General features: G+C 34.7%; 25 protein-coding genes. 14 read left to right on the forward strand and 11 right to left on the reverse strand.

The window, feature by feature from the left end:
* Positions 1-204 precede the first annotated feature (204 nt).
* Positions 205-1,056, forward strand: a complete 852-nt coding sequence (locus BUA98_RS06755; protein WP_086065192.1) for a helix-turn-helix domain-containing protein — start codon at positions 205-207, stop codon at positions 1,054-1,056.
* An 83-nt stretch (positions 1,057-1,139) separates the two neighbouring features.
* Complete coding sequence (locus tag BUA98_RS06760) at positions 1,140-1,706, forward strand: DUF417 family protein (RefSeq protein WP_072970862.1); 567 nt, start codon at positions 1,140-1,142, stop codon at positions 1,704-1,706.
* 269 nt (positions 1,707-1,975) lie between these two features.
* Here BUA98_RS06760 and BUA98_RS06765 read toward each other — a convergent pair whose 3' ends face one another.
* Positions 1,976-2,329, reverse strand: coding sequence for a winged helix-turn-helix transcriptional regulator (locus BUA98_RS06765; protein WP_072970863.1), 354 nt, complete (start codon positions 2,327-2,329; stop codon positions 1,976-1,978).
* A 135-nt stretch (positions 2,330-2,464) separates the two neighbouring features.
* On the opposite strand from BUA98_RS06765, the gene BUA98_RS06770 reads away from it, so the two are divergent.
* On the forward strand, positions 2,465-3,247 hold the full coding sequence (locus BUA98_RS06770; RefSeq protein ID WP_072970864.1) for an SDR family oxidoreductase: 783 nt from the start codon (positions 2,465-2,467) through the stop codon (positions 3,245-3,247).
* A gap of 20 nt (positions 3,248-3,267) precedes the next feature.
* Positions 3,268-3,591 (forward strand): nuclear transport factor 2 family protein, encoded by a 324-nt coding sequence (locus BUA98_RS06775; RefSeq protein ID WP_072970865.1) that lies wholly within the window; start codon positions 3,268-3,270, stop codon positions 3,589-3,591.
* A gap of 229 nt (positions 3,592-3,820) precedes the next feature.
* Here BUA98_RS06775 and BUA98_RS06780 read toward each other — a convergent pair whose 3' ends face one another.
* Positions 3,821-3,919 carry a transposase gene (locus tag BUA98_RS06780; RefSeq protein ID WP_072970866.1) on the reverse strand — a complete coding sequence of 33 codons (99 nt, stop codon included), beginning with the start codon at positions 3,917-3,919 and terminating at the stop codon, positions 3,821-3,823.
* Positions 3,920-4,074: 155 nt separating this feature from the next.
* Here BUA98_RS06780 and BUA98_RS06785 point away from each other — a divergent pair, with 155 nt between their 5' ends.
* From BUA98_RS06785 to BUA98_RS06795, 3 genes are all read left to right on the forward strand, one after another.
* A complete protein-coding gene (locus BUA98_RS06785; RefSeq protein ID WP_072970867.1) occupies positions 4,075-4,656 on the forward strand; it encodes a Crp/Fnr family transcriptional regulator in 582 nt (193 codons plus the stop codon).
* A gap of 89 nt (positions 4,657-4,745) precedes the next feature.
* Entirely contained in the window at positions 4,746-5,636 is an 891-nt protein-coding gene (locus BUA98_RS06790; RefSeq protein WP_072970868.1) for an MBL fold metallo-hydrolase, read from the forward strand.
* A gap of 65 nt (positions 5,637-5,701) precedes the next feature.
* Entirely contained in the window at positions 5,702-6,091 is a 390-nt protein-coding gene (locus BUA98_RS06795; RefSeq protein ID WP_072971792.1) for a nuclear transport factor 2 family protein, read from the forward strand.
* Positions 6,092-6,158: 67 nt separating this feature from the next.
* Here the strand turns inward: BUA98_RS06795 and BUA98_RS06800 are convergent, their stop codons facing one another.
* From BUA98_RS06800 to BUA98_RS06815, 4 genes are all read right to left on the reverse strand, one after another.
* A complete protein-coding gene (locus BUA98_RS06800; protein WP_072970869.1) occupies positions 6,159-7,205 on the reverse strand; it encodes an alpha/beta hydrolase in 1,047 nt (348 codons plus the stop codon).
* A 48-nt stretch (positions 7,206-7,253) separates the two neighbouring features.
* Entirely contained in the window at positions 7,254-7,736 is a 483-nt protein-coding gene (locus tag BUA98_RS06805; protein ID WP_072970870.1) for a cyclophilin-like fold protein, read from the reverse strand.
* Between the two features lie 11 nt (positions 7,737-7,747).
* Positions 7,748-8,344 carry a DapH/DapD/GlmU-related protein gene (locus tag BUA98_RS06810; RefSeq protein WP_072970871.1) on the reverse strand — a complete coding sequence of 199 codons (597 nt, stop codon included), beginning with the start codon at positions 8,342-8,344 and terminating at the stop codon, positions 7,748-7,750.
* A gap of 85 nt (positions 8,345-8,429) precedes the next feature.
* On the reverse strand, positions 8,430-9,308 hold the full coding sequence (locus BUA98_RS06815; RefSeq protein WP_072970872.1) for a helix-turn-helix domain-containing protein: 879 nt from the start codon (positions 9,306-9,308) through the stop codon (positions 8,430-8,432).
* A 184-nt stretch (positions 9,309-9,492) separates the two neighbouring features.
* Here BUA98_RS06815 and BUA98_RS06820 point away from each other — a divergent pair, with 184 nt between their 5' ends.
* Genes BUA98_RS06820 through BUA98_RS06835 form a run of 4 tightly spaced genes read left to right on the forward strand, consistent with a single transcriptional unit; the run spans position 9,493 to position 15,717 of the window.
* The gene (locus BUA98_RS06820; RefSeq protein WP_072970873.1) at positions 9,493-10,110 is read left to right on the forward strand and encodes a TetR/AcrR family transcriptional regulator; all 618 of its coding nucleotides are present in this window, start codon (positions 9,493-9,495) and stop codon (positions 10,108-10,110) included.
* A gap of 57 nt (positions 10,111-10,167) precedes the next feature.
* Positions 10,168-11,502: a TolC family protein gene (locus BUA98_RS06825; RefSeq protein WP_072971796.1), complete on the forward strand. Its 1,335-nt coding sequence runs from the start codon at positions 10,168-10,170 to the stop codon at positions 11,500-11,502.
* Between the two features lie 16 nt (positions 11,503-11,518).
* Positions 11,519-12,640: an efflux RND transporter periplasmic adaptor subunit gene (locus tag BUA98_RS06830; protein WP_086065194.1), complete on the forward strand. Its 1,122-nt coding sequence runs from the start codon at positions 11,519-11,521 to the stop codon at positions 12,638-12,640.
* 8 nt (positions 12,641-12,648) lie between these two features.
* Positions 12,649-15,717, forward strand: a complete 3,069-nt coding sequence (locus BUA98_RS06835; RefSeq protein WP_072970874.1) for an efflux RND transporter permease subunit — start codon at positions 12,649-12,651, stop codon at positions 15,715-15,717.
* A 333-nt stretch (positions 15,718-16,050) separates the two neighbouring features.
* Here the strand turns inward: BUA98_RS06835 and BUA98_RS06845 are convergent, their stop codons facing one another.
* A complete protein-coding gene (locus BUA98_RS06845; RefSeq protein WP_072970876.1) occupies positions 16,051-17,103 on the reverse strand; it encodes a DUF5694 domain-containing protein in 1,053 nt (350 codons plus the stop codon).
* A gap of 441 nt (positions 17,104-17,544) precedes the next feature.
* Here BUA98_RS06845 and BUA98_RS06855 point away from each other — a divergent pair, with 441 nt between their 5' ends.
* Positions 17,545-17,928 carry a hypothetical protein gene (locus tag BUA98_RS06855; protein WP_072970878.1) on the forward strand — a complete coding sequence of 128 codons (384 nt, stop codon included), beginning with the start codon at positions 17,545-17,547 and terminating at the stop codon, positions 17,926-17,928.
* Positions 17,929-18,268: 340 nt separating this feature from the next.
* On the forward strand, positions 18,269-18,688 hold the full coding sequence (locus BUA98_RS06860; protein WP_072970879.1) for a hypothetical protein: 420 nt from the start codon (positions 18,269-18,271) through the stop codon (positions 18,686-18,688).
* A gap of 116 nt (positions 18,689-18,804) precedes the next feature.
* Here the strand turns inward: BUA98_RS06860 and BUA98_RS06865 are convergent, their stop codons facing one another.
* The 3 genes from BUA98_RS06865 to BUA98_RS06870 all read right to left on the reverse strand — a co-directional run bounded on the left by BUA98_RS06865 (position 18,805) and on the right by BUA98_RS06870 (position 20,662).
* A complete protein-coding gene (locus tag BUA98_RS06865; RefSeq protein ID WP_072970880.1) occupies positions 18,805-19,311 on the reverse strand; it encodes a PRC-barrel domain-containing protein in 507 nt (168 codons plus the stop codon).
* Between the two features lie 161 nt (positions 19,312-19,472).
* Positions 19,473-19,628, reverse strand: a complete 156-nt coding sequence (locus BUA98_RS22460; protein ID WP_167547710.1) for a hypothetical protein — start codon at positions 19,626-19,628, stop codon at positions 19,473-19,475.
* A gap of 203 nt (positions 19,629-19,831) precedes the next feature.
* Positions 19,832-20,662, reverse strand: a complete 831-nt coding sequence (locus BUA98_RS06870) for a M57 family metalloprotease (RefSeq protein WP_072970881.1) — start codon at positions 20,660-20,662, stop codon at positions 19,832-19,834.
* A gap of 562 nt (positions 20,663-21,224) precedes the next feature.
* Between BUA98_RS06870 and BUA98_RS06875 the strand changes: the two genes are divergently transcribed.
* Positions 21,225-23,939 carry a S8 family serine peptidase gene (locus tag BUA98_RS06875; protein ID WP_072970882.1) on the forward strand — a complete coding sequence of 905 codons (2,715 nt, stop codon included), beginning with the start codon at positions 21,225-21,227 and terminating at the stop codon, positions 23,937-23,939.
* Between the two features lie 91 nt (positions 23,940-24,030).
* Here the strand turns inward: BUA98_RS06875 and BUA98_RS06880 are convergent, their stop codons facing one another.
* Positions 24,031-24,681 (reverse strand): GNAT family protein, encoded by a 651-nt coding sequence (locus tag BUA98_RS06880; protein ID WP_099049339.1) that lies wholly within the window; start codon positions 24,679-24,681, stop codon positions 24,031-24,033.
* Between the last annotated feature and the right edge of the window lie 35 nt (positions 24,682-24,716).

Consider the following 24,716-nt stretch of genomic DNA (forward strand, 5'->3'; position numbering starts at 1 on the left):
TTATAAGTCACCAATTCCTAATCGAATCTCTCAAAGCAAAATAAAAAAGTATCATGGATTTTAAAAACGAATTGGTTAACCTTCCTTTAAAGAATAACCTGAAATTACTTTTTTACTCTGGAATGGAAATCTTTTTTGCTACCAAAGTTAAGGCGGTATCATTCATTTTCTAAATTTACAATTATATAATCCAACTCCCACAACATGAATAAGGTATTTTCAGAAAATAAAACTTTACTTTTAGGAGTAGAAAAATCTGAAAATAATTCATTTTTAGATATACCCGTACAATTTAGTGAATATACTGTTTTATTAATCAGCAAAGGAGAAGGAATTTACCATGCAGATTTTGCTTCTTTTTCATTTAAGGCCCCTGTCATATTGTTTTCAACACCGCAGCAGTCCATATCCATCAAAGAAATTACCCCGTTGACATATACCACATTACAATTTCACGGTGACTTTTATTGCATCGAATACCATAGAAAAGAGGTTGCCTGTAACGGTTTATTGTTTAACAATATTTACATTGAGCCTTCTATAAAATTAACTACCGAACAGCATCTATTATACTGTCAATTAGTCGATCAGATTATTGATGAAATTAAAGAGCAAGCTCCTTCAGAAATTGTATTACGATCCTATCTTCAGCTTATACTTGCCAAATCTAGTAGTCTGAAAATAACCAGTGAAAAACAAAATTTACAAAAAGATGAAAAGATGGACCAGTTCAAAATACTGCTGGAAGAAAATTTCTTATCCCTACACAAACCAAGTGATTACGCTTCATTATTGTCAATGACATCCAATAATTTCACTAAACAATGTGGCAAACGCTTCAATAAAACGCCAACGCAAATGATTCAGGAAAGATTAATTTTAGAAGCAAAAAAGCAGCTTCATCTCACCCGATTGAGTATTAAGGAAATTGCTTATGCCTTAAAATTTCAGGATGAATATTATTTTAGCCGAGTATTTAAAAAAATGACCAAAATTTCTCCTCAAGCCTTTAGGAAAACAACCGGTATTTCTATCGTGGCAGATTTGTCCAAGTAATAGCGTTTTTTATCCATTTCCTAATTCTTATTTCAGCTATAAATTTGCCTTGTTAATTATGACAAAATTTAAAAAACAAAGCAATGAAAAATTCTCTTTTAAGCACAATAGCAAATCTTGATAAGCTGGGAAAAAATGCCATACGTGCTGGTATAGTTATCGTTTTTTTATGGATTGGCGGACTTAAATTTTTTACTTATGAAGCCGACGGTATAGTACCTTTTGTGGCAAACAGTCCTTTTATGTCTTTTTTTTATCACAATCCATCTGAGTATAAACAATACAGCAATAAGGAAGGGGAATTAATTACTGAAAATCATCAATGGAACATTCAAAACAATACGTATGCTTTTGCAAATGGCTTAGGAATTTTATTAATTGGTATTGCTTTCCTGGTTGCCATTCATAACTGGGCTCCTCTGGCAAGTATGTTTGGAAGTATAATGGTGTTTATTCTTACCATTGGTACCCTTTCATTTTTAGTGACAACTCCTGAAAGCTGGGTGCCGCATTTGACAGATCAACAATATGGATTTCCTTATTTATCCGGACGTGGACGATTAGTACTAAAAGATGTTGTTATACTTGGAGCTTCATTAATTACAATGAGCCAGTCAGCATCACTTTATCTCAAAAGAAAAAATATATAAATTTGAGAATCAGAAAAATATTTCTCACAATTATCAATTCACAAAAAGCTATCAATCATTTATATTATAATGACTGATAGCTTTTTTTGATAAACTTATATATGATTTAAAAATATTATTGTCCAGGAAATATAAAAGATTTGGAAAATGTTATATCATTTCATCATTACTTAAATCTTCACCTCTCATGTCTGTGATGATTAATTGATGCTCAACTGAAGTTAAAAATTGATTTATTTCTTTTAAAAGATTCTTCAATAGTGGCCTTATTACAAACGTTTCAAAATTAGGGTACGTAAACGTTCCTCATGCACATCTCCCCAATTTCCTATAACTGCAATTACAGGAATTAGTGTTTTTCCAAAATCTGTCAGGCTGTACTCAACTTTCGGAGGCACAACAGGATAAATAACCTTTGATACTAGTTCATGTTCTTCTAATTCCTTCAGCTGAATATTTAAAACCCTGCGTGAAGCATCAGGTATTTTACGCTGCAGCTCACTTGGTCTTTGAAATCCTTCATTAATAAACCAAAGCAAACGTATCTTCCATTTACCATAAAGTACTTCACCTATTAGATCAAGTCCACAATTTAAATTCGGTATTGTTTTTCTCTCATACATATTACAAAAGTAAACCTATCTGCCAATTCTTGCAATAGGGGAAAAATTTATCCCTATCTGAATCGTAAATCCGTACTTGTGAGAAACTTACATACTTCAGAAATTTGTACCTAACAATTTTAAAACGAATACAAGATGGATTATCAAAACGAATTATCAGGTAAAATTGCCTTAGTAACAGGAGGTACAAAAGGAGCCGGAAAGGCAATTGCAGAAAGACTGCTGCAAGCGGGCGCAACAGTAATTATTACTGCCAGAAACGCAGCAGAAAAAGAAAACAACAAACTGCATTTTATTTCTTCTGATTTAAGTACAGCCAAAGGAGCAGAAAAAGTAGTTAGTGAAGTTTTGTCCACTTATGGGAGATTAGACATTCTTGTAAACAATCTTGGTTCTTCAACAACACCCGCCGGTGGCTTCAGTGCGTTAACTGACGAAGATTGGATATCAACCCTACAAGCTAATTTACTTGCTCCTGTCAGACTTGACAGGGGATTTTTACCGCAAATGATCGACCAGAAAAGTGGTGTTATTATTCACATCGCTTCCATTCAGGGCATATTGCCGCTATACGACTCTACTTTGCCTTACGCAGCTTCGAAAGCAGGATTGATCAATTACAGCAAAAGTTTATCGAAAGAAGTTACGCCAAAAGGTGTCCGCGTGCTAACTGTTTCGCCAGGATGGATAAATACAACAGCATCGATAGCTTGGTTGGGCGAGATCGCAAGAAATTCAAATACCACTGTAGAAGAAGCTCAGCAAGGTGTCATGGACGCATTGGGTGGAATACCTTATGGCAGGCCTGCCGAACCGGAAGAAGTAGCCGAATTGGTTGGCTTTTTAGTTTCACCAAGAGCCAGTTACTTAACAGGAACAAATTTTGTCATTGACGGTGGAACGGTACCAACAATTTAAAAACTAAATATATCAAGATCATGAAATTACCACAAGTAGTAGAGCGTTTCATTGAAACGCAACACATTTTCGACAGCAAAGCTTTCGCAGAATGTTTCACCGAATCTGCCATCGTTCATGACGAGGGAAAAACCCATAATGGCAAAGAAGAAATTCAACAGTGGATCAACCATGCGATGGAGGAGTATAAATCTGCGCTGGAACCACTTAATTATGAGCAATCTGAATCAAAAGGTGTCCTGACAGCAAATGTTTCCGGCACGTTTCCCGGCAGCCCTATCGTGTTGAAATTTCATTTTGATTTTAATAATGGACAAATTCAGGATTTAAAAGTAACAGATTAAAAGATAAAAGAGAGTGACTAATTAAAATGGCGCCAATTGAAGACAATTGGTGCCATTTTTTTTCATATAGTATCAAATAAGTAAGTTTGATTAATTTTTGCGGATCAGGTGCAAAAGTTAGCGATTAGATAAAAAGAGGATCAAAACGAAAACCTGTTGAGTATAAAATTTAAACATAAATATTGCTTAGCCTGAAAAGGAAAAATTTTAAATTTCTAACACCTCTGAACTAAGATTTAAAAACTTTTATTTTTACATTGAAAGATTCTGCCGAAGCATTTGTACTTCTGTTATCAAAATAATTTAAAATCGTTTGATAATGATTCATAATTGTTCGGGAGACTTAAAAACATAGAAATATTTTATGCAAAAACTCCATATTCAATATAATTATCCTTTGTCAAGCTCAATAGCTTATTTAAATATTTATGTACCTTAGCTAAAGTAAAGAAATACTTTAGCAGCACTTTTACGCACTGTTATATGAAAGCACTTTTAAAACAAAATATTGCTAAACATATTTCTCTTTCAGAAAATGAAATAGAAGATTTTTGCAATTTATTTGAGCAAAAGTTAATCCCCAAAAAAAACTTTTTACTCAGAGAAGGCGAGATTTGCAAATTTGAAGGTTTTGTTACCAAAGGGCTTTTTCGGGTTTATCATATTGATAAAAATGGTTTTGAACAAATACTCTATTTTGCTATTGAAAATTGGTGGGTTACTGATATTGATAGTTTTACTACTGAAACCCCTTCACAACTTTTCATAGAAGCTCTCGAAGACAGCGAAGTGCTTGTAATTTCTAAAAAAGATAAGGAGTTTGCCTATGCTAATTTGCCTAAAATTGAAAAGCTATTTCGGGTAATGACACAAAAAACGCACGTTGCCCTTCAACGAAGAATGATAGATAACCTTAGTAAAACAGCAGAATCCCGCTATATAGAATTTACAGAAAAATACCCACAACTAATACAACGGCTTTCTAACATACAGATAGCTGCCTATCTGGGAATTACCAATGTTTTTTTGAGTAATATTCGAAAGAAAATCGCTGTCAAAAAATAAGTTTTTCCTTTTATTTATTAAACTAGTTTAATGTTTTGAGATCGCATTACGTTCCATCTTTGCAGTGTTAATTTAAACCAACACACGAAATGAAATACACTATCTCAAGAGTATTTATAACAATTTTAATTTTATTTACTATGGAATCACAAGCACAAGGTCTTAAAACAATTGAAACTAAAGATTTAAAACTTCAGGTTTACAACGCTTCAGAAAACAGTTTTGGTGTAGCATCGGTAATCGTTTCCGGAAAGACAGATGCAATTTTGATTGACGCTCAATTTACTTTGGCGGATGCCGAAAAAGTAGCGCAGGAGATTAAAGCAAGCGGCAAAAAATTAACCACCATTTTTGTTTCTCACGCAGATCCTGATTACTATTTTGGATTAGAGATATTTAAAAAATACTTCCCGGATGTTGTTGCTTATGCATCACCTGCTTCCGTAGAAGCAATTAAGGCTACGGCGCAAAAAAAATTAGACGTTTGGGGCGAACGATTAGGTAAAGCTATTACGTCAAATGTTGTTTTGCCACAAGTTTTAAAAGGAAACAGCATTGAACTGGAAGGTCAGAAATTAGAAATTGTTGGTTTGGAAGACTTTCCGAATAAAACTTTTGTATGGATTCCTTCTATCAATGCAGTTCTAGGCGGAATTAATGTTTTTGGAACTAGTTTCCATCTTTGGATGGCGGATGCTCAAACTGCTGAAGCCCGCAAAAACTGGATTGCCGTATTAGATAAAATCTCGGCTTTGAAACCTGAAATTGTAATTCCGGCTCATGCCAATTCCAATTCTCCATTTGATATCGCTGCTGTAAATCACACCAAAAGTTACATTCAATTCTACGAAGAGGCTTTGAAAACCAATAAAACATCAGAAGCTTTAATTACTTCTTTGAAAACAAAATATCCAACACTTACTTTTGAAACTGCCTTAATGATTGGTGCAAAAGTGAATACTGGAGAAATGAAATGGTAAAATCAATCATTTACAACCTGATGGCACTCTTTGTATTTTCAGGCTGTTCTTTAAACAAAAAGACAATGACAAATCTTGAAATAGTAAAAAGCACTTACGAAGGCAAAACTTCGGAAGAAAATGGTCGTAATTTAGCTAAGTATGTTGTCGAAGATATTTCGTGGACAGAAGCTAAAGGTTTTCCGTATGCAGGAACTTACATTGGCTTAGAAAATGTAACTCAAAATGTCTTTAGCCGATTAGGAAGCGAATGGATTGATTACAAATTTACTCCTGAAGATTACGTTGCCAGCGATGATAAAGTAGTCGCTTACGGAACTTACACGGGAACCTATAAAATTACAGGTAAATCATTCACCGCCAGAGTGGCTCACATTTGGAAACTTAAAGATAGTAAAATTATCAGTTTCGAACAGTTTGTCGATAGCCAGTCTGTAAATGATGCTGTGAAATAAAGCCCTATTTTTAGTTTTAAATATAAAAACCGTTGATGAATGTCAACGGTTTTTTTTGATCTGGTTTTTATTTCAAATGTTCCTTAAAAAAATCATCTAATTTATCAAAAGGAATTACCTCTACTTTGTCATACAAATCAACGTGAACTGCATTAGGGATAATTATTAATTGTTTTGGTTCATTTGCTACTTTAAAAATATCTTCACTAAAATATCTTGAGTGCGCCTTTTCTCCGGCGATTAAAAGCATTGGTCGTGGCGAAATTTCTTTTACATAAGCTAATATTGGCATATTCATAAAAGAGATCGGATTGGTTACCAGCCAAGCTCCATTTGAATTCACAGAATTGACGTGAAAACCACGCGGCGTTCTGTAATAATCAAAATATTCTTTTACAAATTGTGGCTCATCGCCTTTCAATTTTTCCGGCAAATTTCTTGGACCAACTGTCGGTTTTCCATTTTCGGCATCTTTCCAACGTTGCTGACCTAAATTCTCTAATGTTTTGGTTCTTTGTTCCAGAGTTACTGAATCATTATATCCTTTTGACATTACCCTGGTCATATCATACAAACTTGTCGTGGCAACGGCTTTTACTCGTTTATCAATAGCAGTTGCATTTAAAGCAAAACCGCCAAAACCACAAATCCCGATGATACCAATTTTATTTCTGTCTACCTTTTCTTGTAATCCTAAAAAATCAACCGCAGCGCTGAAATCTTCTGTATTGATTTCCGGAGAGGCCAGATTTCTTGGTTCGCCTGCGCTTTCACCTGTGTAAGATGGGTCAAAAGCCAAAGCTATAAAACCACGTTCTGCCATTTGGGTGGCATATAATCCAGACGATTGTTGTTTCACCGCTCCAAACGGTCCGCTGATGGCTAATGCTGACAACTTTTCATTTCCTGTATTTTTCGGAAGATATAAATCACCGCTTAAAGTAATGCCGTAGCGATTTTTGAAGCTCACTTTTTGACGTATTACTTTGTTACTAAGTTGAAATGTATAATGTTCTTTTGATATATTCATTTTTTCTAAATTTGATTGTACTTTTTGTGCAGATACAAGCCCTGTTATCAGGAATAATATTGCGATTGCGAATGTTTTTTTCATTTTCTTTTGAATTATTTTTAAACTTATATTTTTCCTAATAATTTAATTTTAATTGTTTTCAAGTTTCACAGCTACATTTCCGGCACCCAGTGCAGTAGCAAGACCTACAGGATTGTCAATATATCCGAGTTTTGTATAACTATAGGAAGTGTTGAAGCTTTTATAAAAAAGCACCAGCACATTGTCCCCGTAAAGCATTAAATCGCCCGCTTTGATATCTCCTCCAACTGAAGCATTTACTGAAAACGAACCAGGGAAATCATAGTACTTTTCATTACCATTAAGTTCGGTCATATTTAGGGTCAGCGGGAGCATTGCTTTCAATTCTGCTGCACTTGGGTTGTTATACAATGTTGCCGTAAAAACTGTTGTACCAATTGTAATTTTCATCTTAGTTGTTGAAATAGTATCGTTATTTCCATTCTCATTATTTTCTCCTGGATCTCTTTCATTGTCATTGCTGCAGCTCGCATTACAAAAAGAAAAAGCAAAAAGCATAGCGATAACTGCTACTAAAGATTTTAACTTCATAATTATCTCTTTTAAGGTTGAATATTTTTAATGAATTTTGCAGGAATTCCGCCAACAATGGTATTATCGGGAACATCTTTAGAGACTACTGCTCCTGCTGCGACAACTGCATTTTCTCCAATTGTTACGCCCGGCAAAATCGTAGCATTGGCTCCAATCCATGCATTTTTTTTGATGAGAATTGGTTTACCTGTTAGTCCTTTTCTTTCCTCAGGATTTAGCGGATGATTTTCGGTAATGAGACTGACTTTAGGACCTATTAAAACATCGTCTTCAATGGTAATTCCACCTAATGCCAAAAAGGTGCAGTCAAAATTGATAAATACGTTTTTACCAATTGTAATATGTTTTCCACAATTGATATAAAGAGGTGTAAATACAGTAACATCCTGAAGTTCTTTATCTAAGATTTTGCTTAGTATCTGCGTGATTTCTTCAGGATTTACAGTATTATTCATCTGATTAAGTAATGCTTTCACAGCGAATGCTTCGGCTCTCAATCTGCCTATTTGCGAATCATTTGGAAGTATGGTTTCACCGATTAAAAGTCTCTCAAAAATATCTTTTTGAAATGGTACGGTATCGGAAATAAGGTTTGAATCTGACATAATATTTGAATTAAATAACCAGATACAAAGGTAAGACTGCCTTTAAGCAAGGTAGTAACGATTATCAAACCAAAGATTAAGAAATTCAAACTTCCGATTGACGAAATGCAGAAGGATTGGTGCCGGTATTCTTTTTGAAGAAATTATTAAAGTAGGTTGGATAGTCAAACCCAAGTGCATAGCCAATTTCAGAAACACTCCAATCAGTATGGAGCAATAGCGCTTTGGCTTCTGTGATAATCCGCTCAGTAATATGAGTCGTTGTCGATTTCCCGGTTACTTCTTTTACAGCCCGATTCAGGTAATTGACATGCACATTCAAATGTTGTGCATAATGTTGTGCTGTTCTTATTTGAAGTGGATTAGAAGTAGTTTCAATTGGAAATTGTCTTTCCAATAATTCCAAAAATACAGATGACAATCTGGTAGATGCATTCTTATTTTGTTCGAAATTATCAGAAGGTTCCATCTTTAAAGATTCATGGATAATAAGACTGATGTAATTGCGAATCAACTCATCTTTAAACACATAATCACTTTCCTGTTCGGTAATCATTTTATGAAAAATAGTATTGAGAAAACCTCTTTGCTCTTCTGTGATTTTCAAAACGGGTGTTCCGCCAATTTTAAAAAAAGACGATTGCTGCAGACTTTCGGAACGCTCGGCGTTTTTAAAAAACTCTTCTGAAAATAAAATAGTATAACCAGTATAAGTTGTTGAAATAGTTTCCCATGAATATGGAATGTGAGGATTTCCAAAAAAAAGAATCGTACCCACCTGCTCATAGGTCCTATCAGAATAATGAATCTTGCTTTTACCTGTTGTCAGGCAGATTTTATAGAACTCCTTTCTGCTGTACGTTCTGGTTTCTGCACCATCATCTTCTATCTGGAATGCTTTAAATCCTTGCAGTTTCAGTTCATTATTAAACACGGAAACTTCTCTTACTATCTTCTCTTTCATTTTACAAAGTTAAGAAATTCAAACTTGTTTAAAACCCTTAATTTTTAACTCTTACTCTTTTTGAAAGCAAATAATTAAATTATTTAAAAGAAGAAGGAGAAACAAAACTGATCAAAAACTAAGCGAATTTAAAATTATTATTAAAAAATGAACACTGTTCAAAAAATATACATATCTTTGCGGCATGAGTACAGCAGAAAGAAAAGCACGTGAAAAAGAAGCCTTAAAAATGCTGATCCTAAAAGGAGCCAAAAAACTCTTTTTAGAGAGAGGTATTGAACAGACTACGATTCGAAACATCGCTGATGAAATTGACTACAGCGTTGGAACTGTGTATGTTTACTTTAAAGATAAGAATGCCATTCTACACGACCTACACTCTATTGGTTTTCAAGAGTTAGGTGGTTATTTTATCGAATTGTTTGCTATTAAAGATCCAATGGAGCGTCTTAAAAAAATGGGATTTACCTATTTGAAATTTGCCATGGAAAATTCTGAAATGTATGATTTGATGTTCATCGTTAAAGCGCCAATGGAATTTATCGAAAGTAGTGATAATCAAGCATGGAATGAAGGAGCTGATACCTTTAATGCTTTAAAGAAAACCGTGGAAGAATGTATGAACCAAGGGCATTTTGAAGGACATTCATTAGAAGCACTATCCTTTATGATTTGGAGTTTAGTTCACGGAATGTGCTGTCTGGAAATACGCCAGAGAACCAAAGGTGTAAAATTTTCTAACCCGGATACCATCCTGTCTGAGGGATACAACGAATATTTAAAAATAATAAAGAAACTTTAAACTTTTTTTTGATCAAAAAAATGAACAACGTTCAATTTAAAAACAATGTACAATAAAATGAAAAAAGCAATTACATTTACCCTTCTTTGTTTTGGTTTTATAGGATATTCCCAAAGCAAACTCGATAATTATATCCAGATTGGATTAAAAAGCAACGAGATAATCAAACAGCACAACTTCGACATTAACAAAAGTATGTATGCCCTCCAGGAAGCCCGTTCCCTGTTCTACCCTACTGTTTCCCTGAATGCGAATTATACTAAAGCCGATGGCGGAAGAACAATTGATATTCCAATTGGGGATATGCTAAATCCTGTATACAGCACACTCAATCAAATAACCAATTCGAATGCTTTCCCTTCTCTGCAGAACCAGTCGGTTTTGATTAATCCCGATAATTTCTATGATGCTAAAATTCACACGACAATGCCATTGCTGAACTATGAAATCATCTATAACAAGAGAATAAAAAGCCAGCAGACTTCTTTACAAAAAATAGAACTTGAAATCTATCAAAGAGAGCTGGTTAAAGAAATAAAAACGGCATACTATAAATACCTGCAGTCAATTGAAGGAATTAATATTTACAGAGATGCTTTAGCATTGGTAAAAGAAAATCAAAGGGTTAACCAGTCCTTATTTAAAAATGACAAGATAAATCGTACGGCAGTTCTTAGAAGTGACAATGAAGTAATCCGTATTGAAGCAAATCTGGAAACAGCAAAACAAGTCAGCAATACCGCTAAAACATATTTTAATTTTCTAATTAATCAAAAGCTTGACAGCGAAATTGAGATTGATTCGGATAAAGAAAGCCTGCCAAGTGCACTGGTGCTGGAAAACACCTCAGGCAGAGAAGAACTTTCAAAGCTTACCATGGCTAAAGATATAAATGAAAATGTAAGTAAGCTTACCCAATCGTATTGGTACCCAAAATTGAGCGGATTCGCCGATTTTGGATTTCAGGACTTTGACTTCGAAGTGAATAAACAATCCCGATACTATTTTGCCGGTGCCGCTTTAGAATGGACTATTTTCTCAGGCAACAAAAACAAATACAAACTCAAACAGGTTCAGGAAGACAGTAAAAAAATAAGCTCACAGACTGATAATGTTAAACAGCAGCTGCTGCTCCAGTTTCAGGTTACCCGAAATAATTTAATCTCCGCTTTAGAACAATTTAATGCCGATAAAAATCAAAAAGCAGCGGCCCAAAAATATAATGAGGACATAACCAAATTGTATAAAGAAGGACAAGCCATTTACATTGAACTTCTGGATGCACAGAATCAATGGGTAAATGCACAGCTTAATACTAACATATCTCTTTATAATTCCTGGATTGCCTATGCAGAATTAGAAAGAGTCAATGCCACTTTTACTTTAAAATAATCCAAAAACAATACTGATGAAATCGAAAATTATTGCATCCCTTCGCCTTTCAGGCTCGGGTCACGAACACAAAAAAAAATATTTTACGCTTGTGAGTAAAAAATCAATAGCAATATGCCTTTTTGCCTTTCCTGTTTTTTATGCCTGTAAAGAAGATAAAAAAGAGCATAACCAATTTGAAACCGCGGATATTGTATCCATTAAAACAGCACCGGCCGGATCCTTGGCACTTACAAGTAATATCAATGCTTCTGGTTTGGTCACAACAGAAAACACTGCCAATTACAGCTTTAAAATTGGCGGTTTAGTAAAACATATTTATGTCGAGGAAGGGCATTTTTTTAAGAAAGGACAGCTTTTAGCCGCATTAGATGAAACCGAAATCAGTGCGGGTTTAAACCAGACCGATTTAAACGTTAAAAAATACGAGAGGGATTATACGCGCGCCAATAATCTCTATAAAGACAGTGTATATACTTTAGAACAGCTTCAAAATACAAAAACGGGCCTGGACATTGCCAGAAAACAAAAAGATGCCGTTGCTTTTAATGCCCGTTATGCCAAAATATATGCGGCGGTAGATGGTTTTGTATCTCAAAAAATAGCAAATGAAGGCGAAGTTGTAGGTCCCGGTTCTCCCGTTTTAGCTATAAATGAAACATCCCACAACAATAATTATCTTTTAAAAATTGGACTGACAGATAAAGAATGGGCATCGGTTAAAATCGGCCAGAAAGCATCCGTTACCCTGGATGGTTATCCTGATCAAAACTTTGATGCCGTGGTTTTTCGAAAATCGCAGTCTGCTGATGCGGCACTTGGATCCTTTCAGGTGGAATTAAAACTAGACATGAAAAATAGTAAACCTGCAGTGGGTATGTTTGGGAAAGCCGAAATACATGCCGATACTGCCCAGGATTTGATCACGATTCCTTACGATGCACTTATTGAAGCAGACGGTAATAAAGCTTTTGTTTTTTTAGTTGAAAATAACAAAGTGAGAAGACAGCCTGTAACCATTTACAAATTTGAAAACAAAATCGTGTACATAAAAGACGGTCTTGAGAAAACAGATCAGATAGTGATCTCGAACAGCGCCTACTTGAACGAAGAATCAAAGATTAAGATCATTAAATAATAAGCACCATGAAGATTACAAACTTTGCCGTTAAAAACTATCAGTTCACACTGATTATATTTCTTCTTGTGTCTGTTGTAGGGTATCTGACCCTGTTTTCTATGCCGCGATCAGAAGATCCTTCTACTCACCCTCCCCAATATCTGATTACGGTTATTTATCCCGGAACCAGTCCAAAGGATATGGAAGAACAGGTAGTAAAACCTATTGAGAATAAAATTTACGGGCTGGAGAACATCGATAAAATCCTCACTACTGTCGAAGATGGCGTAGCCGCATTTCAGGTAAAATTTAAATATGGGGTTGATGTAGATAATAAGTATCAGGAAATTTCTACGGAAATGAATGCGCTTCAAAACAGTGAACTTCCCAAGGATATTTACCTGATAAAAACCGAGAAAATTGCTTCATCAGATGTAAAAATCCTTCAGGTAGCCTTAATTTCAGAAAATGCAGCAGATAAAAAACTGCGCGATGCAGCAGATGAATTGAAGACAAGACTGGAAAAAATTACCAATCTTAAAGATGTAAAATATGCAGGAATACCGGAACAGGAAATTAGAATTGATCTGCAACTGGATAAACTCGCGCAGTTAAAAATTCCATTAAACCTGGTGATGGGGAGTCTTCAGAGTGAAGCTGCCGATATCCCCGGAGGAAGCATCAATCTTGACAGTAAGGTGTTTAATGTAAAGACAAGCGGTAAATTTAAAAATGCCGATGATGTTGCCAATACCGTTATCTACAATGCAAATGGTAAAATAATCTATATGAAGGATGTCGCCGAAGTAGGCTACAAATCTGAAACAGTAGATCATATCACCCGCATAAACGGTCATCGCTGCGTTCTGGTTACCGTAGGTATGAAAGACAACGTAAACATAACCGATGTTCAAAAAGAATTTTTACCAATCGTAGAGGAATTCTCTAAAGACCTGCCTCAAAATATAAAACTGGTTAAAAACTTTGATCAGGCAAATATGGTATCGCAGCGTCTGGGGCATTTGGGCTTTGATTTCACCCTTGCGATCGTTTTGGTTATCATAACACTTTTGCCCTTAGGATCAAGAGCTTCCTTAATTGTTATGATATCCATACCGCTCTCACTTGCCTTAGGGCTCATTGTAATGAATGCATTCGGTTATTCGTTAAATCAATTAAGCATTGTAGGTTTGGTGGTGGCTCTAGGACTTCTGGTGGATGACAGTATTGTGGTCGTCGAAAACATCGAGCGCTGGCTTCGTGAAGGTCATTCTAAAATGGATGCTGTTTTAAAAGGCACCAAACAAATAGGCCTTGCTGTTGTAGGCTGTACAGCCACTCTTGTTATTGCTTTTTTACCGTTGGTCTTTCTTCCTGATGTGTCAGGTGAGTTTATAAGAAGCCTTCCTATGGCAATTATTACGAGTGTACTGGCGTCAATGATTGTAGCCATGACATTAGTTCCGTTTCTGGGAAGCCGATTTTTAAAAACGCACGAACATGGTGAAGGGAATGTTTTTCTTCAATACCTGCAAAAGTTCCTAACACGATCTTACAGCAGGATTATGCCTAAGGCATTGCAATTCCCAAAAACAACAATTGCTATATCCGTAGCATTAAGCATAACCGCTTTTGGACTTTTTAAGGCTACCGGATTTAAGTTATTCCCAACTTCAGAGAAACCAATGTTTCTCATTAATATAAAAATGCCGCTTCAGGCCAATCTGACAGAAAGTGACAGGGTAACAAAACTAATCGAAGCTGAACTGAAAAACCATAAAGAAATTGTCTTATATACTGCAAATGTCGGTAAGGGAAACCCGCAGATCTATTATAATGTACACCCGCAGGACAGAAAGCCTGATTTTGCACAGATTTTTGTGCAACTGGAAGATGAAGCAAAACCTACCGAAAAAACAGCTTTGATTGAAAGACTCCGTGAAAAATTCAAGACAATGCCTTATGCTAAAATCGAAGTGAAAGATTTTGAGCAGGGAACGCCTCTGGAGGCCAACATTGTAGTAAGGCTATTTGGCGAAGATCCGGCTGTTCTTCGCAAACTTTCTTCTCAAGTTGAAACTATATTGCGCAATCAGAAAGGAACAGTTTATATCAACAATGAACTAAACACTTACAAAACAGATGTCAAAGTAAAAATTAATAAAGAAAAAGCACGAACATTAGGCGTCATGACAAGTGAGGCAGATAAAGTAGTACGTCTTGCTGTAGCCGGATTAACTGTTGGGGATTACATCGATGATAGAGGTGATGCCAGAAATGTTACACTTACACTGCCCAGAGATAAATTTTCTAATCTGGATGCTTTAAAAAACCTATATGTAAATAATATTCAGGGAACCCCTATTGCGCTGAATCAAATTGCAGACATCTCTTTTGAAACTTCTCCAACGGCAATTAATCATTTCAATAAATCCCGTTTTGCCAAGGTTACAGCGTTATCAGACAAAGGTTATTATGCTAATGATTTATTAACAGAGATCATCCCAAAACTGAATGAACTTAAAATGCCAAAAGGGTATTATTATAAATTGTCCGGTGAAAAAGAGTCCGAAGGAGATGCACTTGGTGGGAATTTCCTTTCGGTAATTATTCTGAGTACATTCCTTTTCATTGCTGTACTGCTATTGCAGTTCAAAACATTCAAAGGAATCATCATTGTACTTTCCATTATTCCATTAGGAATTCTAGGAGGAGTTGTATTACTGCTTATTAACGGAAGTCCGATGTCTCTGGTGGCTATTATCGGTTTTATTGGTCTGTCGGGTATTCAGGTTAAAAATTCGCTTCTTTTGGTAGATTTTACCAATCAGCTCAGACAGGAAGGACACTCCATAGATGAGGCAATTGCGATTGCCGGAGAAACACGCTTTCTTCCAGTAGTGCTGACTTCCATAACGGCAATCTGCGGTCTTATTCCCCTAGCTTTGAATTCCAATCCTTTAATTGCACCACTGGCGATTGTTCTTATCGGCGGACTGATAAGTTCGACCATTCTGTCCAGAATTGTAACCCCTGTGATGTACAAATTGATGCCTCCAAGTATCGAAATTGATAATAAAGAACCGTTTAATTAAATTTAAGAAGCTCAACAGATACTACATGTAGTATGACAATCTCTTCAAATCTTCCATAAATTTATTGAAATTTGTCCCGTCGCGATCCTTCCCGGGACAAAAGATAAAAATCATCTTTTGTCCCTTTTTTTGTCAGATATCTATTTTGTTTACCAAATTCGATATCGGGCAGCTACCGATTCCAGTCCGTTGAGCCTGCTCCCTCCTAAAAAAAACCGCCGATTTTCTGATAGAAAATCGGCGATTTTTTTGATAGAACTGAAAGCAAGCCATACAAAATATGCTATCAAAGCACCGAAAACGAAATTGGCTTATTTCTGAATCTGCTTTCTGCTATTCCATCTCATTGATATTTCTTACCATTACATCTGGCATTTTCCTGAATATATCCTGCATATACTTCCTATGATTAGCTCCGGCAATGACAACCACTTTTTTCATACCGGAAGCCCTTGCCCGATTTACGACATTATCACACATTCCCTTATTTCTCATGAGCCACCAATGTATTTGCGAAAGCATTTCTTCTTTGGGGAAATTTTTCATATCGTACATCTCAGGAAAATAAAAATCCGCCGAGGCAAAAATAGCAGACGCTTCATCGGTGTTTAGCCATTCTGTTACTGTTTTTGAGTTTTTTTCGATGCCTGCATTTTTTCCAAACCCACTGTCCCTTTTAGCAAGGATTGCGTTCAGGTCATCTTTATAAGATGCAATCGTATCTTCCCTGAATGTCTTAAATTTATTATGGAAGGCAATTGATGATGCTGTCCAATTCAAATCATAATCCTGGCAGTCCATGGGAAGCAATTCCGGGATTTTCATTTCCTGCATCATTGGGAATGCGATAAATGCATATTCGGAAGTTTTTAGCCTTTTCATGCTTCGTCCCGTTACATCTGATTGGGGACTGAGTAATTTATTGACGTAATTTTCAAGCTCAATATCCGGCGTCTGCTGTAAATGGTTAAAAACTTGCCAAAATTGATAGTGGCCGTTTGGAACATCCTGATCAAGGTAATAGGCATGTGCCAGATCGACTTTAACCCGATAGTCTTTTGGGTCTACCTGGGATAATTTCCTCAAACTGTCAATGGTTTTTGGAAGTACTTCTGTTGCTATATTTCGGTTTTTTCGAAGTGTTTCAAGTCGCTTGATGTTATCCTGCTTGCACCAGTAATCCATTACAAGCCGCTCATCTTCCCTGCTCAAAAACTCCCCAAAAAAAGCTGTCGGCTTGAATTTTTTGATTTTGCCATGGATGCCTGAAAAATCTTGCTGGGGATAACTGCCATAATTATGCGAGACACCTATCAGCAATATTTCAACCTTCTGGGCATGTGTATTAATCGATATGAAGAGGGCAAGAAAAAAAGAATACTTCATGTTTTTGTCGGTTATTTTGTTACAGTTTGTAGGTTAGGTATAACATTCCCGTGCGGCCCATCGCGTAAGGTACGAGTTCCTTAAGCTATGAACCAAAGATAGTTAAAATACCAAAACGTTGATTAAGCGATGGACAAAATGAACCACACACAGGCTCCGCCAGCCATAAAACGTCAATTTTCAACCCGTCTCTATAGACTGCTGCCAGCGAGCAGAAATTCTGAAAATACCATAATAACTCGATCGCGCTATATTTGTAATCCATGCCTGCAAAGTATATCTTAACAGATTAAAAAAAGAAAATCAGGTTTATTAATATTAGGAACGGGCACGTAAAAAAATTCGACGCTTTCGTTGCGCATATCTGAGCGATCGGGTTATTTTGTAGCAGATAAGGATGGACGTGAATTTATAGAAGAAAATTTTAATTTAATAAAAATTATGAAATCAAATATTATAATGATTGTTGTGATCTCAGCGCTAACTTTTGCATGCAACAATAAGGAAGAACCAAAAGTTCATATTACATCTGAAAACTCTGGAACTTTTTTTAAGGAAAAATTATCTAATCAAAAATTAATGGATAGTTTAGAGAATCGTGCCCTATGTAGTGGTGATACGCTAGCATACAATGAATTAAAAGGGATTTATTATATCGGTGGACAAAAAGTTACAGGATTGCTTTATTATTCTTTGATTATGTCTAATAAATATAATTATAAAAGAGCTTCCTACGATGTGTATGACATTCTTACACATGATAAAAAAGTTCTAGATGATAAAACAAAAAAAATGGCAAATGATTACTTAGAAAAAAGCAAATGAAATTGCAATGCTTTTAGCTAATACGTTTATAAAAAATAAGCGTTAATCCTTATTGCGCAGATTTGTAATCCGTGATCGCAAAGTATATCCTAACAGATTTAAAAAAAGAAAATCAAGTTTTTATTAATATAGGAACGGGCCCAGAAAGAATTTCCGCGCTATCCGGGCGATCGGGACTATTTTTGGTTATTAGTCTTTTCCTAATAAGAGCTCTAAACGCGAACATTTTCTACATCATCGCAACAAATCATAACAATCTGTAATATAGTTATTTATAAAAATAATATTCGTAAATTGCTTAATAATTTAAACCAGTTTTTACTAATTAAAAATCAGCATTATGAAAAAGTACATTTTAATTCTAGGTTTTATGTTTTCAATAGCTTCATTTTCACAAAACATTACATCAAAAAGTGAGAATGCAAACGCGGCACAATATGAATTGCTAAAAAAAGTTAATGAATATTATCCCGATATAAGCTTAAGTGATAAGGTGGTCAATTTTTACGTCGGTGATAAAATAATTGATACCAAACAGGAATTTGCTATAAAAAACACAGAATTTACAAGTTACGAACTGAGTATTAGTCCTGATAACAAAAGAGTAGTATTTAATTTTGTATCAGAGAAAAGTGGAAAAATTTATGGTGCTGTTGTTCTCGTTAAGGGCAGTTATGTAAGAACAACTTTTAATGAAAATTTAGGGCTGGTTGATGTAATGGTGAATGGTAAATCCGCATGTATACAAAACATAAAATAAAATCTTTACAAATACAATAAAATGAAAAGCTCCAAATCGATGATTTGGAGCTTTTTTATGGCTTTTTATTACTATTTACAAGCGCTTATTTATAAATAAACGCTGTTTCTTTATCCCTAGTGATTATCAAATTCCCTGCGCTTATAAAAAGTATCATCGTTACTATCATAATTAGGATCATTTTCAGGATAATAGGATTTCATTACTCTTCTTTCGTAATCTCTGTCAAAATTTTCCTGTCTGTTGTACCTGCTTGTATTTCTAAAGGTATCATATCCTATACTGTTAGCCATGACAATTTTGGTATCCTTATTTATGTTTACAGATCCAATTGGTATAATAATATGACTGTCTCCTTCTTTGTAAATAAACTCTTTTCCATTATCGTTTGCGATAACATCTCGCACCTCATTTCGATTGTCTTCTATTAATCCCTTGTCTAATTTCACATCCAGGTAGACCACGCGCTGCATATCTTTATTCACCCAGAGATTATCAATTTTACCTATTGTATGGTTATCAGCGTCTACGATCTTCCATCCTCTTACATCAGAATAATTTGAAGCAATTTTATAATCAGATAGTTCGTCCAGTCTGTATAAGTTTTTATCTTTATTTTCCATAATTTTTTATCAATAATATTATTTACTGTTTTTCTGCCGGTTATAACTACAGGAAACTAAAGCTGATATCAGCCCACACTCCTATCGCTACAGTAAATTGTCAATTGCCCATCCCGAACGAAAGAACAATATTGGTTTCACTGTTTTCCGGTTATTGTGTCTTATTGTGCACTTGTAGTGTTTTCGACTTCTATGGTGCTTTCACTATGAGCTTCATGATCTGTAAAATAAACGTAGTATATAATTGCTCCAATTATAAGTACTAGCGCAATCCACGGCCATATTGGTTTCTTTTTCTCAATTCTAATTTCTGCCATAACTTATTTTTTTTATTATAAAAATGTTTTTTTACTTACTAATAAAGATACAAATGGCGATAGACTATAAAGTATTTAATTTCAGCAGGATGTTACACAATTCCCAGTAGATTAATCAATTTGACTTCTCATAAAAAGAGGCCGCTTCACAGATTATGTGAAACAGCCTCTTGTATTTTGCAAAGACCACCTTAATTCAATTTCTAATATAAATAATTAAGAGCAGTAATGTCGTTAGCATTGAATGCTCCAGTCTCACTTGAACCGAAACATGCTCTCATATAAGAAGTCGCATCATATCCTGAAGGTGTTCCAGGGATAAGTATTGCTCCAACACCAGCTGTTCCTTCGTTTGAATTCTGTCCACAACTTTGACGACTGAACCAGTCTGTATGACGTAAACCAATGCAATGTCCGATTTCGTGTGCAGATACGTGTGCATTTACGCCAGTTGAGTAAGTATCTAATCCAGAATATAATGTAACTGAATTATAAGGCGCTCCACCTGAAGGAAAACCTGCTACACCTCCGGCAGATCCAGTTTGTCTTCGGACAACAATGTTTGCACCTGACGTACTAGAACTAAAAGTTAGCGTAAACTTAATAGACAATCCAAGGTTATTGTATCTGTTTATTGCAGCTTGTAGTCCAGCACGCATATTTGTACTCAGAGCTGATGTACCGGTTCCTGATAATCCTACAACTTTAATAGTTCTTGGAGTAGAAACTAAATTAGTCGTGCGGTATTGCTCTGTAGTAATACCTCCGTGAAGATCCATTTTGTTCAATTGATCCTGAGTAATGATAATATCTCCTTCTATCAGAAACGCATCCTCAGTTGTACCATCCAGCTTAGTGTTTTTAATCACTTGAACATCTGTAGAATTTAATGAAAGAGCTCGAAGTTTATTAAGCACTTCTGGCGTTACCTTAAGAGATTCCTGGTTTGATTGATCTGCCTGATCGTCTTTATTACAGGACAAAATCGTTAGCGCTATAAATGAAAGAGCTAAAATTGATTTAATTTTTTTCATAATAATAAATAGGTTATTTGGGTTATTAAATAAGTTGGTAAAAAGGGGGTCTTCACAAAATATTAACAGTATTTATAGCCAAATCTATTTAATTTTAATCTTAAAATAGCTATAAAAACACTATTTAACACTTTTTACCCGATATTCGCATAAACCTTTTTAATAATAATTCTCTGATTATTCCGTAAAGCCCAGTAAAATCAGTAATTAAATACAAATCAACCTATTACGCTTAAAAATGCTCTCAACATTTTAATTTATTTAGTATCTGCTTAAAAATGACCTGGCTATTATTGATACTATTTAAAAATCTAAAGCAGATTACAAAGAAGGATAATACTCTTATGGATTTCGAAGATGGGGAATCAAATAAAAACGCATACTTTTATTACAAATAATTTAATAACTTTGACCTGCCTACTACCATTCTAGCTAAGAATATAAATCATTGAATAAAAATTTCATCTTTGATTTATGTCAATTAAAAAGTAATAAATAAATGCAATGGTCATTTTTTCACCATTGATAAGAATCTTTGCAATTGCCCTAACATCTATAGTAAATGAACAAACAAATTACTCTTGTCTTTTTTATGATCACTGCACTCAGTTTTTCACAGAGCGCTGAAAAATGGAAACAATACATAAAAAAAGAAAAACCTGAAAAATTTGAGAAATACTATTTTACATCTTTAGAAAATGCGCATCAAAACAAATACAAGATTGTAAAAAAATTGGATAGTACTTTTTGTATTGTCGAGAATCAAAATTTAAAATCTCATCAGCCTTTAAAAAAAATTCTCGGGATTAATAATTTATGGAAACTACCATCAAATTTTTCAAATCATACTGAATACAAACACTACATAATAGCAACTGATAGTATAAACGCGTTAATTAGTAATTTGAGAGCAATCAATATTTCTGATATCAAAATACTAAATAATCATCTTGTGCTGTTAAAAAGTGACTCTAAAAAAATTATTAATGAGATTATTGCTTTAAGCTATGTATCTTCTATTTCACAAGAATCGTTGCTGCCAAAAGTCGAATCAAAAATAATAGATCAAAATTTCAGTATAAATAATATAAATAAAGCAAATAGTAATTATCCTCTCATTTTAGGCGAAAATCAAATTGTAGCGATCAAAGATGATCTATTTGATCTAAATGATATTGATCTCCTAAACAAGCACGTGCCTTCTTTTACACAATCTTCTATTGTATCAAATCACGCGACGGCTATGGCTACTATAGTTTCCGGATTAGGAAATAGTTCTACCCTGGGAAAAGGTGTCGCACAAAAAGCAAAAATACAATCGTCTGACTTTTTAAACCTCTATCCTGACGAAGTGGAAACACTACAAGGTGCCACCACACAAAATCATTCGTACGGTACTCTAATTGAAAATTTTTATGGCTCGCTCGCGAATGCTTATGATTCTCAATTGTACTCAAATCCTGATTTGACTCACTGTTTTTCATCTGGTAATGTTGGATTTGAAGGTTATAAAACTATTACAGGTAATTTCAAGCAATCTAAAAATAGCATCGTATTGGGGTGTATTGACCAAAACGAAATAATTATGCCGTTTTCTTCAAAGGGTCCAGCCTATGACGGACGAATAAAACCGGAGTTAGTAGCCTTTAGTACACAAGGAACTTCAAATTCTACAGCTTTGGCTACAGGAATTATTACACTTATGAAGCAACATTATACAACCATAAACAATGGCTCTCTGACTAATGCCCTTACAAAAGCAATTCTAATTAATAGCGCAAAAGACTTAGGCAACATTGGCCCGGATTTCACCTACGGTTATGGTAATATAAATGCCGATAAATGTTTAAAAACGATTAGCGAAAATAAAATTATATCTGCTAACCTGATATCCGGTCAGACAAATTCGCATACTATTACAATTCCGACAGATGCAAAAAACTTAAAAATCACATTAGTTTGGAACGATTTACCCGCTGCAATCAACAGTAATATAAGTTTGGTAAACGATTTAGATTTAGAAGTCATTTCGGCAGACAATACTACTTTTTTGCCCTGGATTCTTAATCCGGATGCTCCCCAGCAGCAAGCTGTAAGAGGAAAAGATAAAAACAACACTGCGGAGCAAGTCACTATTGAAAACCCTGTATCAGGAACTTGTACTATCAATATTATTGGTTCATATATATCCAATACTAGTCAGGAATACAGCATTGCTTACGAATATGAATTGAAGAATCGATTTGAATGGAATTACCCCATTAATAATGACAACTTCCCTTTTGATGGCAAGACAATTTCCCCTTTCAAATGGAATTCTTCCTTTTCTGGTATTTCAGGACAATTATCTATTAGTTATAATAACGGTCAAACATGGGAAATTATAGCAAATGGTATTAACCTGGATAGTGAACAATTTATTTACACACCAAAAGAGCAAAAATTTTCGAAAGCAAAAATAAAAATGACCATTGATAATACCGATTATATTTCTGATAGCTTCACGATTTCTTATGATTTAAATATCAGTACAAGTTTAGTTTGCGATGGCACAACAGAAATTAATTGGAACAAACCTATTGGTGTTACTTCTTTTAATATTTATCAACTAAGAGAAGACCATTTAGAATTTAAAGAACAAACAAGTAATGCTACTTATGCCTATACTGACGGAAAAATCTACACTGTTGTTCCTGTATTTGAGAATAGTGAAGGAATAAAAAGTGAGGCAACCTTACATTATGATCAAAACTCAAATTGTTATTTCGAATTGACTTTTGCTGAAGTTTTTGAAGAGAATAAAGTAAAAATTGATGCACACCTTTTCAGCTTGTATAATATCAAAAGAATTGAGTTAGTAAAAATCATCAATAATACCGAAAGTGTTATTAATACAATGAATGATGTAAGTTCAAAAATATTCTCTTTTTATGATACTGCCCCCATAAAGGGCAGTAATAAATATAAAATAAACATAATTTTAGAAAATGATAACGTAATCCCTTCTGAGATTCTTGATACTAATTATTTGGGCGATGATTTGTTTTTTATCTATCCTACCCTCTTAAGAAAAAACAACGAATTGAATATTGAAGCCAAAAAAGAGGAAAATGCTATTTTCTATTTGTATAATAGTAGTGGACAAAACATCATCACTTCGACTTTACTTTCTAAAAAGAGTAACATCAATCTTAAGAATACTGCATCAGGAATTTATATTTATAAAATAACAACAACCCTTGGTAAAATGCAAACAGGAAAAATTATTGTTTTTTAAACTAAAGACAGGTATTTTACTGGCCTAATTATTCACCCTATTTCTACAAGCTGTATTTAAATATCAATCAGGTATTATGGAGATTTATTATTTATTTTTGCCCTGAATCATAAAGCATAGCCGTACATAAACAATTTTTTCCTTCTTTACTCAGTAATATTGGACAGTTTACACATGATTTACAGCTTTCCCAAAATACTTTATCAGAAGTCAGTTCGGAGAAAGAAACAGGTTCAAATCCTAATTCATGGTTCATCTTCATGACAGCAAGATCTGAGGTTAAACTAAAAATATTAGCATCGGGATACATTTCCCTGCTCAATTCAAGAATTTTTCCTTTAATCTTTTTTGCAAGTTCAGTATGTCGAAATTCAGGTGCTACAATAAGCCCTGAATTAGAAACATATTTACCATGCTCCCAGGCAGAAATAAATGCGAAACCTGCCCATCTCCCATCTGACGCAAAAGCGATGACTGCTTCTCCTTTTTTCATTTTTGTTTCCAGCAGTTCAGGAGAACGTCCTGAAATACCGGTTCCCCGGTTTACAGCAGAAGATCTTGTAACTTCGCATATCTGTTTTATCCAGAAAGTATGAGAAGATCTGGCGCGTTCTACCGCAAAATCAATAAGCTCCTCAGTTGATTCAACAGGCATCAATGTCGTTTGGTGTATACTTGAAAAGAAAAAACCTTTCTTGGTAAAGTTTATATTAGCATTTATTAAAGGATTTATAATTTTCATAACGTTAAACTATTTGAGAGATCATTAGAACAGTA

This window comes from Flavobacterium saccharophilum (genome assembly GCF_900142735.1).
GTDB classification, from domain to species: domain Bacteria; phylum Bacteroidota; class Bacteroidia; order Flavobacteriales; family Flavobacteriaceae; genus Flavobacterium; species Flavobacterium saccharophilum.